The following is a 16,410-nucleotide window of genomic DNA, read 5'->3' on the forward strand; positions in this document are numbered from 1 at the left end:
GGGTCAAATCGTTTCATGTCTCATGCGGCTGGGCTGCCTCGAACGAACCGGCAACCCGAGGCTTGCCGGCTAGCCGCTCGCCGGTGCAGCCGTTAAACTGCACGGCCTTTCCACCCGACACCCGTTGCGAGCCACCTTGAAGACGCACCTGCAGGAGCTCCTGAGCCGGGCGGTGGCGGCGGCGCTGCCCGAGGTCGAGGCGCCGTCGGTGCCGCACATCGAGCGTACCCGCGACGCCGCGCACGGCGATTTCGCGACCAACCTGGCGATGACCCTGGCCAAGCCGGCGCGGCGCCCGCCGCGCGAGCTGGCCGAGGCGATCGTGGCGGCGATGCCGGAATCGGAACTGGTGGACCGCGTCGAGATCGCGGGGCCGGGCTTCATCAACATCTTCCTGACCCCGGCGGCGCTGCAGTCGGTGGCCACGACCGTGCTCGACGCCGGCGAGGCCTACGGCACCAGCGACGCGGGCGCCGGCCGGCGGGTGATCGTGGAGTTCGTCTCCGCCAACCCCACGGGCCCCCTGCATGTCGGCCACGGCCGCGGCGCCGCCTACGGTGACTGCGTGGCGCGCCTGCTGGCGGCCGCGGGCTTCGACGTGCACCGCGAGTACTACGTCAACGACGCCGGCCGGCAGATGGACATCCTCGCCCTGTCCCTGTGGTTGCGCTACCTGGAGGCCGCCGGCGAGACCCTGACCTACCCCAGCAACGCCTACCGCGGCGGCTATGTCCGCGAGGCCGCGGACCGCCTGCTCGCCGAACATGGCGAGCGCTTCCGGCATCCGGCCGCGGCGGTATTCGAGGACGTGCCCGCGGACGCCCCCGACGGCGGCGACAAGGATGCCCACGTCGACGGCCTGATCCGGCGCGCGAAGGCCCTGCTGGGCGACGACGCCTTCCGCGAGCTGCTGGACTTCATCCTCGCCGACCAGATCGCCGACATCGAGGACGACCTGGCCGGCTTCCGGGTGGGCTACGACCGCTGGTTCTCCGAGCGCGGCCTGGTGGACGACGGCGCGGTGGCGGCGGCCATCGAACGGCTGCGCGAGGGCGGTCACGTGTACGAGGCCGAGGGCGCCACCTGGTTCGCGGCCTCGCGCTTCGGCGACGAGAAGGACCGGGTGCTGATCCGCAGCGGCGGCGGCCATACCTATTTCGCCGCCGACATCGCCTACCACCTGCACAAGCTCGACCGCGGCTACGACCGGCTGGTGGACATCTGGGGCGCCGACCACCACGGCTACGTGCCGCGGGTGACCGCCGCGGTGCGGGCGCTGACCGGCGCCGAGGACCGGCTGGCGGTGCAACTGGTGCAGTTCGCCAACCTCTACCGCGGCAGCGAGCGCCTGCCCATGTCCACGCGCGCCGGCGAGTACGTGACCCTGCGCGAGCTGCGCGACGAGGTGGGCGTGGACGCGGCCCGCTACTTCTACGTGATGCGCTCCAACGACCAGCACCTGGACTTCGACCTGGAGCTGGCCAAGTCGCAGAGCAACGACAACCCGGTCTACTACATCCAGTACGCCCACGCCCGGGTGTGCAGCGTCGACACCCAGCTCGCCGACCGCGGCTGGGCATTCGAGCGCGACGCCGCCGACCTGTCCCGCCTGGACACCGACCACGAGCAGCGCCTGCTCACCGCGCTGTCGCGCTACCCGGAGGTGATCGAGACGGCGGCCCTGGGCTACGCCCCGCACACGCTGGCGCACTATCTGCGCGACACCGCCGACGCCTTCCACAGCTACTACAACGCGCATACCTTCCTGGTCGAGGACGCGGCCCTGCGCAACGCCCGCCTGGCCCTGGTCTACGCCACCCGCCGGGTGCTGGCCAACGGCCTCGAACTGCTGGGCGTCTCCGCGCCCGAATCCATGTGAGAGCCATCCGGAAGCGAGAACCCTGAATGGCACGCGACTACGCCCGTAACCGCAGCGGCGGCGGCAAGAAGAAGCGAAACACCCGCAGCCGCCCCGCCGCCAAGCGCCGCAACGACGGCCCGCCGGGCTGGGTCTGGCTGGTCTGCGGCGTCTGCCTGGGCCTGGTCGTGGCGGCCGGCGTCTACGTGTTCGGCCGCGCCGGCGGCATGTCCGGCCTGACCATCACCACCGTGGACAGCGACAATCCCCCGGCCGAACGCCGCCCGGCCGGCAAGGACGGCGGCGGCGACAAGAAAAGCGAGCCGCGCTTCGCCTTCTACGAGATGCTGCCCAACTACGAGGTGGTGATCCCGGAGGAGGAATACGAGAACGGCGATAGCGACGGCGCCACCGCCAAGACCTCGCCCAAGGTCCGCCAGCCGGGCCGCTACCGCATCCAGGCCGGCTCCTTCTCCGAGTACGCCGACGCCGACCGCCGCAAGGCCGAGCTGGCCCTGCTGGGGCTGGAGTCCGAGATCCAGAGCGTGAAGCTGGACGACGGCCGCACCGTCTACCGCGTGCGCAGCGGCCCCGTCGAGGAACTGGAACGCCTCAACGGCATCCTCAAGCGCCTGCGCGAGAACGACATCGACACGCTGGTGATGCGGGCGCGGGAAGAATGATTTGCAAGAAGATTAACCACAGAGGCACAGAGGGCACAGAGGCAAGAGAACTAACCACAGGGACACAGAGGCACGGAGAGAAAAGCAAGATATAGAAGAGAAACATCCAGGGCGTGACAAGGGACGGTCAGGCCCATTTCCGGCAACTGTGGCATGCCGGGAACTCTTCGCTTATCCCGCTCTGCTACTTTTACTTCCTCTGTGTCTCTGTGCCTCTGTGGTTAGTCTCTTACTGACCTCGCAGCCTCTGTGCCCTCTGTGCCTCTGTGGTTAGCCTTATCAAGTCAAGGCCGCTCGCCGAGGTAGTCCGCCAGCACGTCGTCCCACTCCTCGCCGCCGACGATCGCCAGGATGCGCCGGTTCATCGGCTCGCGCAGGTCGCTGCCCTCGGGCAGCGCAAGGGCGTAGTCCTGGCGCTCGAAGCGGAACGGCAGCACCGTCGCGCGGCGCGGATACTCGTGGTTCACCAGGTACTGCAGGATCGGGGCGTCGTAGACCACGGCCTCGACCCGGCCGGCGGCGAGGTCATCCAGACCGGCCTCGACATCGGCGACCGGGCGGAAGGGGATGTCGCGGGCGTCCAGGGCCTGTCCGCTGGTGGCGCGATCGACCGTGGCCACCGTGGTCCGGCGCAGGTCGTCCACGCCCTCGATGCGGTTGTCGAGGCTGCCCACCGTCAGCGAGGTGGCGATCGCCGCGGTGAAGCCGGAAATCAGGATGATGGCGGCGAACATCCAGATCAGGCCGACGACGCGGCCGCCCAGGGTCCGGGGCGATTTGTCGCCGTAGCCCACCGTGGTCATGGTCACCGCGGCCCACCAGAAGCCGCTGCCCAGACCCTCGACCGTGGTGCCGCCGAACTCCTCGGGGTTGCCGCGCCGCTCGAACACCCAGATCACGACACCCACGGCCAGCAGCAGGGCGCCGAGGCCCGCCACCGCCAGCAGGAACTCGCCGGAGAAGAAGCCGGCCAGGGCGGCCCAGGCGGAGCCGCCGGGCCGCGCGGCCACGGCCAGTCCGGAGGTGTGGAAGGGATGCGTGAAGTCGATGCTGCGCTCGCGCTCGGCGGTCATGGTCAGGGCCCCGACCGCCACGTCCAGCCGGCCGTTCCGGACGCCGTCGAGCATCCCGGCCAGATCCGTGCGCCGGTACTCGTATTCCAGGCCCATGTCGGCGGCGACCCGTTCCCACAACTCGATGCTGATGCCGGACAGCTCCCCGGCGTCGTTCTCGATCACGAACGGCGGCACCACCCGCGTACCCACGACCAACGGCTCCGGCTGCGCCGCCGCGCCGGCGGCCCAGAACGCCAAGCCCAACATCAACCATCGAAACATCCGACACCCCCGGTCCTGACCGAGCCCCTCTCGAAACTCGAAACGCGACACTTTTCTATAGCGGCTGCAACTTCGCAAACCCCGCGATCAGCCACTTGCTGCCTACGGCGTCGAAGTTGACCTGGATGCGGGCGCGGGCGCCATCGCCCTCGAAGGCCATGACCACGCCCTCCCCGAATTTCTTGTGCGCCACCCGCTGGCCCAGGCGCACGCCGTCGGGGCCGGTGTCCGCCGAACCGGACACGGCCGCCGCCGAGGGCCGGTAGACGGGGCGGTTCACCTGCACCCGCGGGCGCACCTCGCGCAGGTACTGCGGCGGGATCTCGCGCAGGAAGCGCGACGGCGCGCACAGGTTCTCGCTGCCGTGCAGCCGCCTCAGTTCGGCGTGCGTCAGGTGCAGCCGGCGCATGGCGCGGGTCATGCCCACGTAGCACAGGCGCCGTTCCTCCTCCAGGCCGTTGGCGTCCTCGATCGAGCGCTGGTGCGGGAACAACCCCTCCTCCATGCCCACCAGGAATACCAGCGGGAACTCCAGGCCCTTGGCGGCGTGCAGGGTCATGAGCTGGATCGAGTCGTCCCACTCGCCGGCCTGGTTCTCGCCGGCCTCCAGGGCGGTGTGGGTCAGGAACTGGGTGATCTCGTCGGCGACGTCGTCCTCGTCGGGGACATAGGAGCGGGCGGCGGAGACCAGTTCCTCCAGGTTCTCCAGCCGGGCCTCGGCCTTTTCGGACTTGTCCTTGCCGTGATGGCCCTTGAGGCCGCTGTGCTCGATGACGAATTCCATCGCCTCGTGCAGCGGCTTGTCGTCGACGGCCTCGTCGAGGTCGTCGATCAGCGCCAGGAACTTGCGCACCGCGCCGGCGGCGCGCGCGGGCAGGCCGTCCGCCGCCATCTCGGCGGCGGCCTGGCACATGTTCAGGGCGTTGCCGCGGGCATGGGCGCGGATCTTGTCCACGGTAGTGGCGCCGATGCCGCGGGTGGGCGTGTTGACGATGCGCTCGAAGGCGGCGTCGTCGGCGCGCGCCTTGATCAGGCGTAGGTAGGCGAGCGCGTCCTTGACCTCGGCGCGCTCGAAGAACTTCTGGCCGCCGTAGATGCGGTACGGGATCTCGGCGCGGATCAGGCCCTCCTCGAACACCCGCGATTGGGCGTTGGAGCGATAGAGGATGGCCACGTCCGAGCGGCAGCCGCCGTCCGCCAGCCAGCCCTGGATCTGGTTGATGACGTACTGGGCCTCGTCGTATTCGTTGAAGGCGGCGTAGACGTCGATGGGCTCGCCCTCGCGGTCGTCGGTCCACAGTTCCTTGCCCAGGCGCGCGCTGTTGCAGCGGATCAGGCCGTTGGCCGCGCCCAGGATGGTGGCGGTGGAGCGGTAGTTCTGCTCCAGGCGCACTGTGAGCGTGTCCGGGAAGTCCTCGGTGAAGCGCATCAGGTTGTCCACCCGCGCGCCGCGCCAGGAGTAGATCGACTGGTCGTCGTCGCCGACCACGAATACGTGACCGCCGGCGCGGCCGTCGGCGTCGCCGGCCAGCAGACGGATCCAGGCGTACTGCAGGGCGTTGGTGTCCTGGAACTCGTCCACCAGCAGGTGGCGGAAGCGCTTGCGGTAATGCGCCTGCAGGTCGGGGTTGTCGCGGATCAGCTCGTGGGCGCGCAGCAGCAGCTCGGGGAAATCGACCAGGCCGGCGCGCTCGCGGGCCTCCTCGTAGGCGGCGTAGATACGGATCATCTGGGCGCGGGCGTAATCCCCCGTGTCGGCCAGGTGCTGCGGCCGCCGGCCCTCCTCCTTGGCGCCGTTGATGAACCACTGCATCTGCCGCGGCGGCCAGCGGGTCTCGTCCAGGTCCAGGCCCTTGAGCACGCGGCGTATCAGCCGGTACTGGTCGTCCGCGTCGATGATCTGGAAGGCTTGGGGCAGACCGGCCTCGCGCCAGTGCAGCCGCAGCATGCGGTGGGCGATGCCGTGGAAGGTGCCCACCCACATGGCGGTGCCGGAGATGCCCAGCAACGACTCGATGCGCCCGCGCATCTCGCCGGCGGCCTTGTTGGTGAAGGTCACCGCCAGGATCGACTGCGGCGAGACGCCCTCGACGCCCACCAGCCAGGCCACGCGGTGCGTGAGCACCCGGGTCTTGCCCGAGCCCGCCCCGGCCAATACCAGCACGTGCTGGAGCGGCGCGCCGACGGCCTCGCGCTGGGCTTCGTTCAGACCCTCGAGGATATGGGAGACATCATCCATGGGCTCCGATTGTACCCGCACGCCCGGGGGCATTCATGGCGCGTTCAGTCACCCTGCGCCACAATGGCCCGCGTTCCCGGCATGGCAACAGAGGAACCCCGAACCATGCGCCGATCGATCGTCCTGCTCCTGGCCGCGGCGGTGACCGCCTGCGCCACCTCGCCGCTCGGCCGGCCGCAGCTCAAGCTGTTCCCCGAGGCCGAGCTGGCGCAGATGGGCGCGGCCAGCTATGCCGAGATCAAGAAGGAGACCAAGACCAGCTCCGACGCCTCGGTGAACCGCTACGTGCGCTGCATCGCCAACGCCATCACGGCGCAGACCGGCGGCAACTGGGAAGTGACCGTCTTCGCCGACGACCAGGCCAACGCCTTCGCCCTGCCCGGCGGCAAGATCGGCGTCTACACCGGCCTGCTCGACGTGGCCGAGAACCAGGACCAGCTCGCCGCGGTGATGGCGCACGAGGTGGCCCACGTGCTCGCCGACCACGGCAACGAACGGGTCTCGACCTCGTTCGCCGCCCAGAGCGGCCTGGAACTGGTCTCGGCGGTCTCGGGCGCCGGCCAGAGCGCCACCGGCCAGAAGGTGATGTCCCTGCTCGGCCTGGGCACCCAGGTGGGCGTACTCCTGCCCTTCTCCCGCGCCCAGGAGAGCGAGGCCGACATCCTCGGCCTGCAGCTCATGGCCCGGAGCGGTTTCCGACCCGAGGCGTCGGTGGCCCTGTGGCGGAACATGGCCGAGCGTTCGGAAGGTCAGCCGCCGGAGTTCCTGTCCACCCACCCCAGCCACGGCAGCCGCATCGGCGCGCTCCAGGAGAACATGCCCAAGGCGCGGCAACTCTACGAGCAGGCCCGCGGCGCCGGGCGCACGCCGAGCTGCGGCTGACCGGCTATGCCGTGGTCCCGTGCAGGTAGTGCAGGCCGAGGTGCACGGTCTCGGCCGTGAGTGCCAGCACCAGGATGCGGAAGATCCAGCGCCGGGCGGCATCCGAGCAGGCCAGGCGCGCGCCCAGAACACCCCCGGCGACGCTGCCGGCGGCCAGCACCGCGCCGATCCCCCAGGCGGCGTGCCCGTTGTAGACGAACCACGCCAGGGCCACCAGCGACGTCGGCACGATCACCGCGCTCTTGACGGCGTTGGCCTCGGCCAGGGGCAGGCGCACCGCCAGGACCAGGGCGAGCAGCAGGTAGGTGGCGCCGTCCAGGACGATGAACCCCAGCCACAACCCGATCGCCAGGAACGCGAGATACTGCGCGGGGCCGAGGCGGATATCCCCCTCCGGGGCCCGCGCCACCGCGTCCTTGACCTTCGTGAAGAGCAGACCCAGCGCCACCAGCACCGCCGCCGTGATCACCAGGCCGAGGTCGCGCTGTGGCAGCGCCTCCGCCAAGCCGACCCCGATCGCCGCGCCCGCCACCGACGGCAGGCTGATCCGTAGCGCGGTGCGCCAGGGCATGTGGCCGCGGCGGTGGAAACTGACGCTGGCGGTGCCCGCGGCGACCAGGACCGGGAAGCGATTGGTGGCGTTGGCGGTCACCGGATCCAGCCCCAGGAAGATCAGCATGGGCAGGGACACCGCCGAGCCCGAGGAGGCAACCGTGTTGAGGAAGCCGCAGGCCAGGCCCGCCGTGGCGACCAGGAGCCCCGTGGCGAGGGTGAGCTCGATCATCGGCCGTCTCCCCGCGCGGACCGACGCGCACGATGTGTAGGAAATACGCCCATTGAGGCCGCGCCCGCGAGGCGGCAGAATCGCCGCCCGGGCGCCGGAAGGGAATGCATGGCTGTCCCCCGCTTCGATCGGATGCCGGCGCGCCCACGATAATCGCGGGCGGTCGCCGGCCGCCAGCACCGCCCGCGGCAACAAGCCGAATCAACGAACGATACCGACGAGAAGGGCCTCCCGCATGAGCCACGCCGCCGAGCCGACGACCCTTACCCCGCGCGAGCAACTGATGAAGGCCCTGGGGCCGGGCATCCTGATGGCGGGCGCCGCCATCGGCGGCTCGCACCTGGTGTCCTCGACCCAGGCCGGCGCCCGCTACGGCTGGTCGCTGCTGGGCCTGCTGCTGCTGGTCAACCTGTTCAAGTACCCGTTCTTCCTGTACGGCGAGCGCTATACCGCCGCCACCGGCGAGACCATCCTGCACGGCTTCCGCCGCATGGGCCTGGCCTACCTGCTGGCCTTCTTCGGCCTCAACCTGGTCAACGCCTTCCTCAACATCGCGGGCGTGGCCATGATCACGGCCAGCCTGTCCCTGAACTTCGGCGTGCAGGCGCTGGGCATCCCCCTGGCGGAGCTGACCCTGATCGTGGCCGCGGTCTGCGCCGCGATCATCATCGTCGGCCACTACCGGATGCTGGACAAGATCGCCAAGCTGGTGATCCTGCTACTGGCGGTGTCCACCTTCGCGGCGGTGTTCGCGGCCGCCGTCGACCCGGTGGCACCGGTCGAGGGCTTCGTCGGCGAGGACCCGTGGAACCTCGCCGCGCTCGGCTTCATCATCCTGTTCATGGGCTGGATGCCGGCGCCCATCGACGTCGCCGTCTGGCCGTCGCTGTGGATGCCCGCCCGCCAACGCGAGACCGGTTACCGCGCGACCATGTCCCAGGCCATGGTCGACTTCCATCTCGGCTACATCGTCACCGTGGTGCTGGCGGTGTTCTTCCTGGCCCTGGGCGCCCTGGTGATCCACGGCTCGGGCCGCGAGATCTCCATGAGCAGCGCGACCTTCGCCAGCCAGCTCGTCGACCTGTACACCGCCTCGATCGGCCCCTGGGCCTACTGGATCATCGCCGTGGCCGCCTTCACCGCCATGTTCAGCACCACCCTGACCTGCGTGGACGGCTGGCCGCGCTCCCTGGCGACCTGCACCCTGCTGATCCGGGGCGGCACCGAGGACATCCACCGCCTGCGGGCCGTGCACTACGTCTGGATCCTGCTGAGCGTCGCCGTGACCTACGTGATCACCAAGTTCTACCTGCACGGCCTCGGCCAGATGCTGCAGGTGGCGATGGTGATCTCGTTTTTGACCTCGCCGGTGTTCGCCTACATCAACTACAAGGCGATCCGGGCGCCCTGGGTGGACGCCGCGTACCGGCCCGGTCCCGTGCTGCACGTGCTGAGCTGGGCCGGCATGGCGTTCTTCGTCGGCTTCACCGGGCTGTTCCTGTGGTGGTTCCTGTTCATGCGCGGCGGCTGACGCCGGCGCGGGCGGCATGTAAGCTGACCGCTCATTCGGGAGGGGGAAAAAACCCGTGAGCGATCCATTGCAACAGCCCTTGACGCTGCCCTGCGGCGCCACCCTGCCCAACCGCATCGCCAAGGCGGCGATGACCGAGGGCCTGGCCGACGAGCGCCTGCGGGCCACCGAGCGCCACAACCGGCTCTACCGGCTCTGGTCCGAGGGCGGCGCCGGGCTGCTGATCACCGGCAACGTCCAGATCGACCGGCGGGTGCTGGAGCGGCCGGGCAATGTCTGCGTCGACAGCGAGGAAGGCCGCGACCGCCTGCGCGCCTGGGCCGAGGCCGGCACCGTCGGCGGCGGCAACCACCTCTGGATGCAGATCGCGCACGCCGGCCGCCAGTCGCCCAACTACGTCACCCGTGAGCCGCTGGCGCCCTCCGAGGTACCCCTGAAGATCCTGGGCGCCTATGCCAAGCCCCGGGCCATGACCGGCGCCGAGATCGAGGACTTCATCGGCCGCTTCGCCCACGTGTCGGCGGTGGCGCGCGAGACGGGTTTCACCGGCGTGCAGCTCCACGCCGCCCACGGCTACCTGCTGAGCGACTTCCTCACGCCGCGCGTCAACAAGCGCACCGACGAGTGGGGCGGCTCCCCCGAGAACCGGGCGCGCTTCCTGCTGGAGACGGTCAAGGCCACCCGCAAGGCGGTGGGCGACGACTTCCCGATCTCGGTCAAGCTCAACTCCACCGACTTCCAGAAGGGCGGCTTCACCCAGGAGGAGAGCCTGCAGGTGATCCGCTGGCTCAACGAGGCCGGCGTCGACCTGCTGGAGATCTCCGGCGGCAGCTACGAGCAGCCGGGCATGGTCGGCCACCGCGGCAAGGCCGAGAACTACGACGCCAGCACCAAGGCCTCCACCGTCGAACGCGAGGCCTACTTCCTGGAGTACGCCAAGGCCGTGCGCGACGTCGCCACGGTGCCGCTGATGGTCACCGGCGGCTTCCGCTCGCGCCGGGTCATGGAGCAGGCCCTGGCCGACGGCGACGCCGACATCATCGGCATCGGCCGCCCGCTGGTCACCGACCCGCACTTCGTCAAGCGGCTGTTCGAGGGCACGGTCGACGCCGCCGACACCCACGAGCGCGACCTGACCATCGGCAGCGGGCTGTTCGGGCCGCAGAGCCGCTGGTTCGCGATGAAGTTCCTGAACATCTTCGGGATGATGGGCTGGTACTACATGCAGATCCTGCGCCTGGGCGACGGCCGCGAGCCGAACCTCAAGCTGGGGGCGCTGGGCGGCCTGCTCGGCCATTTCCGCAATGAATTCCGGACCGCCCGCCGGATCAAGCCGTTCCAGAAGGAACTCGCCAAGGAGGGAACCCGATGAGACAACTCGACGGCCGCGTGGCGGCCATCACCGGCGCCGGCTCCGGCATCGGCCGCGCCACCGCGCTGGCCCTGGCCGACGCCGGCTGCGCCCTGGCCCTGTCCGACGTGGACGAGGCGGGCCTGGCCGAGACCGTGCGCCTGGCCGAGGGCCGCGCGGCCGCCGGCCGCAGAATCACGCAGCACACCGTGGACGTGGCCGACAAGGCGCGCATGGCCGAGTGGGCCGACGCCGCGGCCGCCGAGCACGACGGCGTCAACATCGTGATCAACAACGCGGGCGTGGCCCTGTCCCAGACCGTCGAGGACATGGCCATCGAGGACGTCGAGTGGCTGTTCGGGATCAACTGGTGGGGCGTGGTCTACGGCACCCGCTTCTTCCTGCCGCACCTCAGAAAGGCCGACGAGGGCCACATCGTCAACCTGTCGAGCCTGTTCGGGTTGATCGGCGTGCCCACGCAGAGCGCCTACTGCGCGGCCAAGTTCGCGGTGCGCGGCTTCACCGAGACCCTGCGCATCGAGCTGGCGGACAGCCCCATCGGCGTGACCTGCGTGCACCCCGGCGGCATCGCCACCGAGATCGCCCGCCGCGCCCGCTTCTCGCAGGGCATCGGCGGCAAGGGCCGCGACGAGGCGGTCGAAACCTTCGACAAGATCGCCCGCACCTCGCCCGAGAAGGCGGCGGCCGACATCGTCGCCGGCATCCGCAAGGGCAAGGGCCGCGTGGTCATCGGCGCGGACGCCAAGTTCCTGCAGCTACTGCCCCGGCTGATGCCGATGCGCTACGTCGGCCTGGTGGACCGCATCCTCAAGATGGCGTGAGGTCTTGAAAGCATCCACTGATTACACGGATGACACGGATCAAATGGCCTTCCGGACAATCCGCGAAATCCGTGTAATCGGTGGATCGCTTGCAAGCGCCTACGGCGCGAGCACCGCCCAGGCCAGCACCGCCACGCCGACGGCGTTGAGCGCGCCGTGGCCGGCGATGAACAGGCCCGGCGGCTTGCGGTCCTTGTAGATCACGCCGAACAGCACGGCGCCGCCCGCGAAGCCCGCGGCGATCAGGCCGAAGGCCAGCCAGATGGTCTGGCTGCCGCCGGAACCCAGGGCGCCGATCAGCAGCAACAGCAGTCCCGCGCCCGCGGCCGCGCCGTGCCCCAGGCGCATCCAGCCGGGCAGGCCCCGGATCAAGGCCAGGCCGGCGCCGCCCACGGCGACCGCGGCCAACACGATCAATGCCAGTTTCAGGATCATGAGCCCTCTCCCTTCTCGCTCTGGTTGGTCTTGTTCTTATCGCCGCCGCGCTGGCCGCCGCCCTCGCCGGCGACCTCGAGGAAGTCCACGACCTCCTTCACGCCGGCGTGCTCGCCCGCGACCCGGACCGCGGCCTTGCGGGTGGCCTCGTCCGGCACGGTGCCGGTCAGGGTCACGACGCGGTCCTGCACCCCCACGGCGATGGCGGCGCCCGCGAAGCGCTCCTCGTCGAGCAGGGCGCGCTGGATGCTGCGGAACAGCACCTCGTCGTTGACGCTGGCGTTCACCGCCTCGGAGGCCTGTTCCATGCGCTCGCGGGCCTTGGCCAGGCGCTGTTCGGCGGCGTCCAGCTTCTCCTGCAGACGCCGCAGCTCGGCCTTCTTCTCGTCGACCGCGGACTGGGCCTCGGCCCGGGCCTGCTTGGCGGCCTCCAGGTTGGCGGCGGCGCGCTCGTAGCGCTGCTGCGGATCCTCGCTGCAGCCGGCGACGGCGATCAGGACGACGATGGCGACAACTGTACGGATCACGCGGCATCTCCTCGGGCAAGTGTCATTGCCTTAACGCTACCACGCCTGCGCGGCATTTAAAGCCACAAGCCCGCGACTACATCCCCCCCCCCCCTCCCACTCAGAGGAGAGGCGACGACTACATCTTTTCCCCTCTCCCCCTCAGGGGGAGAGGGTCAGGGTGAGGGGGGATAGAAAAACCCCCACACCGTTACAATACCGCCCCATGCACATCGGCCCCTACCAGTTCGCCAACAACCTCGCCGCCGCCCCCATGGCCGGCGTCAGCGACCGGCCGTTCCGGACGCTGTGCCGGCGCCTGGGCGCGGGCATGACCGTGGGCGAGATGGTGGCGTCCAACCCGCGGCTACGCGACACCCGCAAGAGCCGCCTGCGGCTCGACCACGACGGCGAGCCGGCGCCCGTGATCGTGCAGATCGCCGGCGCCGAGCCCGACCAGCTCGCCGAGGCCGCCCGCTTCAACGTCGATCGGGGCGCCGACATCATCGACATCAACATGGGTTGCCCGGCCAAGAAGGTCTGCAAGAAGGCCGCCGGCTCGGCCCTGCTCGCCGACGAGACGCTGGTCGGCCGCATCCTGGACGCGGTGGTCGCCGCCGTGGACGTGCCGGTGACGCTCAAGTGCCGCATCGGCGTGGACGCCGACCGCATCAACGGCGTGCGCGTGGCCCGCCTCGCCGAGGCCGCCGGCATCGCCGCCCTGGCGGTGCATGGCCGCACCCGCGCGCAGATGTATGAGGGCCGGACCGAGTACGCCACCATCCGCGCGATCAAGGAGACGGTCTCGATCCCGGTGCTCGCGAACGGCGACGTGGACTCGCCGACCAAGGCCGCCGCGGTGCTCGCGGCGACCGGCGCCGACGGCCTGATGATCGGCCGCGCCGCCTGCCGCCGGCCGTGGCTGTTCCGGGAGATCGGGGACTACCTGCGCACCGGCCGGGAACGCCCCGCGCTGTCCCTGGAAGAGGAGCGCGGCATCGTCCTGGGACTGCTGGAGAGCCTGCACGAGTTCTACGGCGAGACCCAGGGCGTGCGCGTGGCCCGCAAGCACATCGCCTGGCAGTTCGAGCACCGCGCCCCGCATCCCGCCCTGCGTCACGACATCCTCGCCGCCGAGACCGCCGTGCGCCAGCTCCGGCTGATGAGCCTGCACTACGACGCGCCGGCATTAGCGACAGCCGCCTGAAAGAAAAGACTAACCACAGAGACACAGAGGCACAGAGCGAAGACACTTCAAGAAAAGACAGAAAGAATTGGTGACTTTCATGTCTTTGGAATTTGTCTGCCTCACGCCCTTGCTTCCCTGTGCCTCTGTGCCTCTGTGGTTAATCTCCCAGATACCCGTGATATCGTCGACGTCATGCCCGCATCCAGCGAGTTCGCCGACTTCGTGACCGACTGCCTGGCCCCGCTGGGACCGGTGCGGGCGAAACGGATGTTCGGCGGCCACGGCATCTTTTACGACGATCGCATGTTCGGCCTGATCTTCGACGACACGCTCTACCTGCGGGTCGACGACGGCAACCGGCCCGACTTCGAGGCCGCGGACCTGCCCGCCTTCACCTACGCCCAGCGCGGGCGCGAGGTGACGCTGCCCTACCACGAGGCGCCGGCGGAGGCCCTGGACGACCCGGACACCCTGCTCGACTGGGCGCGCGAGGCGCTGGCCGCCGCCCTGCGGTCGCCGCTGTCATGAGCGCCCGGCCACGCCCCTTCGACGATCCCGAGGCCTGCGTCGACTGGCTGCTGGAGACGGTCGGCCGGAACCTGACCGTGGGCGCCCCGCTGGGCCTGGGCAAGCCCAACCACCTGCTCAACGCCCTGTACGCCCGCGCCAAGGCCGACCCGTCCATCCGCCTGCAACTGCTCACGGCCCTGTCGCTGGACACGCCCAAGGCTTCCGGCGAGCTGGAGCGGCGGCTGGTCGGGCCGCTGGTGGACCGGGTCTTCGGCGACTACCCGGACCTCGCCTACCTGGCCGACCTCAAGGCCGACCGGGTGCCGGAGAACATCGAGATCTCCGAGTTCTTCTTCCAGCCGGCGAGCATGCTCGGCAAGGGCCACGCCCAGCACCACTACCGCAGCACCAACTACACGCACGCCGCGCGCGACCTGCTGGACAACGGCGTCAACGTACTCATGCAGCAGGTGGCCCCGCACCCGGACGGCGACCGCGTGAGCCTGTCCTGCAACCCGGACGTCACCCTGACCCTGATCCCGCACGTCGAGGCCCGCCGCGCCGCCGGCGAGAACATCGTGATGCTGGCGCAGCACAACGACCGCCTGCCCTACATGGGCCGCGACGCCGAGATCGACGCCGCCACCTTCGACGCGGTGCTCACCGGCCACGACTTCGACCCGTTCGCGCCGCCGGCGATGCCGGTCAGCGATCCCGACTACGCCATCGGCTTCCACGCCTCCGCCCTGCTCGCCGACGGCGGCACCCTGCAGATCGGCATCGGCGCCCTGTCGGACGCGATCGCCTACTGCGCCGACCGCCGCCACAACCACAACGAGGACTACCGCCGACTGGCGGCCCGCGCCGGCCTGACCGAACGCTACGGCCGGCTGATCGAGACCCACGGCGGGCTGGCGCCCTTCGAGCGCGGCCTCTACGGCTGCACCGAGATGTTCGTGGACGCCTACATGCAGCTTTACCGGGCGGGCGTCATCAAGCGCCGGGTGTACCCGGACGCCACCCTGCAGCGCCTGCTCGACGCGGACCGCATCGGCGAACGCGTCACGCCGGACACCCTGCGCACCCTGCTTGACGAGGGCGCCGTGGCCCGCGAACTCGGCGCGGCGGACGTCGACTGGCTGCTGCGCACCGGCGTGTTCCGGGCGGGCGTGCACCTGGAGGCCGGCGAGCTGCGCGGCCCGGACTGCCCGCCGCACATCGGACCGGACCTTTCGGAGCCGGCCAATTTCGAAGCGGTCTGCGAGCACTGCCTGGGGGACCGCCTGGCCGGTGCCACCGTGGTCCACGGCGGCTTCTTCCTGGGACCGCGGAGCTTCTACGACAGCCTGAAGGACCTGTCGCCCGAGGAGCGCGATCGGTTCTGCATGACCGCCGTCGACAACATCAACCACCTCTACGGCGGCGAGGAACTGCGCCGGGCCCAGCGCCGCAAGGCCCGCTTCATCAACACCGCGCTCAAGGCCACGCTGGACGGCGCGGTGGTCTCCGACGGCCTGGAGAACGGCCAGGTGCTGTCCGGTGTGGGCGGCCAATACAACTTCGTGGCCCAGGGCCACGCCCTGGAAGGCGCGTGCTCGATCCTGTGCGTGCGGGCCGTGCGCGAGACCGGCGACGGCCCCGAATCCAACATCGTCTGGCGCTACGCCCACGCCACCATCCCGCGCCACCTGCGCGACATCGTCATCACCGAGTACGGCATCGCCGACCTGCGCGGCAAGACCGACGCCGAGGTGATCGCGGCCATGATCTCGATCGCCGACGCCCGCTTCCAGGACGGCCTGCGGGCCGAGGCCGTCGCCGCCGGCAAGCTCCCGGCAGACTGGCGCATCCCCGAGCGCGCCCGCGCCAACACCCCGGACCACGTGCGCGAACTGCTGCACGGCGCCGACACCGGCGGCGCCTTCCCCCGTTTCCCGTTCGGCACCGAGCTCACCGACGAGGAAGTCACCCTCACCCGGAGCCTGCGCGCCCTGGCCGCGCTGCCGCGCCCCCGCCTGGCCGCCGACGCCCTGCGCCACGCCGGCACCGTCCTGCGCCCGCCGGCCGCGGCCCGCCCCTACCTGGAACGCATGGACCTCGCGACTCCGCGGAACTGGCGCGAGCGGGCGCTGGCGGCCGTGGTGGTGCTGGCGCTGGCGCGCGACGGGGTGCTCGGCTGAACCATCTGGCACACTGCTCGACCGTTTCCTTGGTCCCCTCTCTCCTCTGGGGAGAGGGCTAGGGTGAGGGGCAACAAAAAACC

The 16,410-nt window shown here is 70.2% G+C and carries 14 protein-coding genes; 9 read left to right on the forward strand and 5 right to left on the reverse strand.

All coding sequences use genetic code 11. The features are described 5' to 3' along the window. Window positions 1-136 precede the first annotated feature (136 nt). On the forward strand, window positions 137-1,879 hold the full coding sequence (argS, locus tag PC39_RS13330) for an arginine--tRNA ligase (RefSeq protein WP_353253891.1): 1,743 nt from the start codon (window positions 137-139) through the stop codon (window positions 1,877-1,879). Window positions 1,880-1,905: 26 nt separating this feature from the next. Next, window positions 1,906-2,541: an SPOR domain-containing protein gene (locus tag PC39_RS13335; protein ID WP_353253892.1), complete on the forward strand. Its 636-nt coding sequence runs from the start codon at window positions 1,906-1,908 to the stop codon at window positions 2,539-2,541. A gap of 284 nt (window positions 2,542-2,825) precedes the next feature. On the opposite strand, the gene PC39_RS13340 is transcribed toward PC39_RS13335, so the two are convergent. Both PC39_RS13340 and uvrD read right to left on the reverse strand, forming a co-directional pair. Continuing rightward, on the reverse strand, window positions 2,826-3,863 hold the full coding sequence (locus tag PC39_RS13340) for a transporter substrate-binding domain-containing protein (protein ID WP_353253893.1): 1,038 nt from the start codon (window positions 3,861-3,863) through the stop codon (window positions 2,826-2,828). Between the two features lie 70 nt (window positions 3,864-3,933). Then, the gene (gene uvrD / locus PC39_RS13345) at window positions 3,934-6,117 is read right to left on the reverse strand and encodes a DNA helicase II (RefSeq protein WP_353253894.1); all 2,184 of its coding nucleotides are present in this window, start codon (window positions 6,115-6,117) and stop codon (window positions 3,934-3,936) included. Between the two features lie 105 nt (window positions 6,118-6,222). Between uvrD and PC39_RS13350 the strand changes: the two genes are divergently transcribed. Next, window positions 6,223-6,999 (forward strand): M48 family metallopeptidase, encoded by a 777-nt coding sequence (locus PC39_RS13350; protein ID WP_353253895.1) that lies wholly within the window; start codon window positions 6,223-6,225, stop codon window positions 6,997-6,999. A gap of 4 nt (window positions 7,000-7,003) precedes the next feature. On the opposite strand, the gene PC39_RS13355 is transcribed toward PC39_RS13350, so the two are convergent. After that, window positions 7,004-7,783 (reverse strand): sulfite exporter TauE/SafE family protein, encoded by a 780-nt coding sequence (locus PC39_RS13355; RefSeq protein WP_353253896.1) that lies wholly within the window; start codon window positions 7,781-7,783, stop codon window positions 7,004-7,006. Between the two features lie 235 nt (window positions 7,784-8,018). On the opposite strand from PC39_RS13355, the gene PC39_RS13360 reads away from it, so the two are divergent. Genes PC39_RS13360 through PC39_RS13370 form a run of 3 tightly spaced genes read left to right on the forward strand, consistent with a single transcriptional unit; the run spans window position 8,019 to window position 11,507 of the window. Next, entirely contained in the window at window positions 8,019-9,314 is a 1,296-nt protein-coding gene (locus PC39_RS13360; protein ID WP_353253897.1) for an NRAMP family divalent metal transporter, read from the forward strand. A gap of 55 nt (window positions 9,315-9,369) precedes the next feature. Beyond that, window positions 9,370-10,686: an NADH:flavin oxidoreductase/NADH oxidase family protein gene (locus tag PC39_RS13365; RefSeq protein ID WP_353253898.1), complete on the forward strand. Its 1,317-nt coding sequence runs from the start codon at window positions 9,370-9,372 to the stop codon at window positions 10,684-10,686. Next, window positions 10,683-11,507, forward strand: coding sequence for an SDR family NAD(P)-dependent oxidoreductase (locus tag PC39_RS13370; protein ID WP_353253899.1), 825 nt, complete (start codon window positions 10,683-10,685; stop codon window positions 11,505-11,507). Before PC39_RS13365 ends, PC39_RS13370 begins: the two co-directional genes overlap by 4 nt. A 99-nt stretch (window positions 11,508-11,606) precedes the next feature. Here the strand turns inward: PC39_RS13370 and PC39_RS13375 are convergent, their stop codons facing one another. Continuing rightward, window positions 11,607-11,942 carry a hypothetical protein gene (locus tag PC39_RS13375; protein ID WP_353253900.1) on the reverse strand — a complete coding sequence of 112 codons (336 nt, stop codon included), beginning with the start codon at window positions 11,940-11,942 and terminating at the stop codon, window positions 11,607-11,609. Beyond that, the gene (locus tag PC39_RS13380; RefSeq protein ID WP_353253901.1) at window positions 11,939-12,469 is read right to left on the reverse strand and encodes a BON domain-containing protein; all 531 of its coding nucleotides are present in this window, start codon (window positions 12,467-12,469) and stop codon (window positions 11,939-11,941) included. The genes PC39_RS13375 and PC39_RS13380 overlap by 4 nt, the downstream gene beginning before the upstream one ends. A gap of 205 nt (window positions 12,470-12,674) precedes the next feature. Between PC39_RS13380 and dusB the strand changes: the two genes are divergently transcribed. From dusB to PC39_RS13395, 3 genes are all read left to right on the forward strand, one after another. Then, window positions 12,675-13,655 carry a tRNA dihydrouridine synthase DusB gene (gene dusB, locus PC39_RS13385; RefSeq protein WP_353253902.1) on the forward strand — a complete coding sequence of 327 codons (981 nt, stop codon included), beginning with the start codon at window positions 12,675-12,677 and terminating at the stop codon, window positions 13,653-13,655. Between the two features lie 174 nt (window positions 13,656-13,829). Beyond that, window positions 13,830-14,165 carry a TfoX/Sxy family protein gene (locus PC39_RS13390; RefSeq protein ID WP_353253903.1) on the forward strand — a complete coding sequence of 112 codons (336 nt, stop codon included), beginning with the start codon at window positions 13,830-13,832 and terminating at the stop codon, window positions 14,163-14,165. Further along, window positions 14,162-16,327: an acetyl-CoA hydrolase/transferase C-terminal domain-containing protein gene (locus tag PC39_RS13395; protein ID WP_353253904.1), complete on the forward strand. Its 2,166-nt coding sequence runs from the start codon at window positions 14,162-14,164 to the stop codon at window positions 16,325-16,327. Before PC39_RS13390 ends, PC39_RS13395 begins: the two co-directional genes overlap by 4 nt. Window positions 16,328-16,410: the final 83 nt, after the last annotated feature.

It is taken from the genome of Salinisphaera sp. PC39 (assembly GCF_040361335.1).
GTDB lineage: Bacteria > Pseudomonadota > Gammaproteobacteria > Nevskiales > Salinisphaeraceae > APNM01.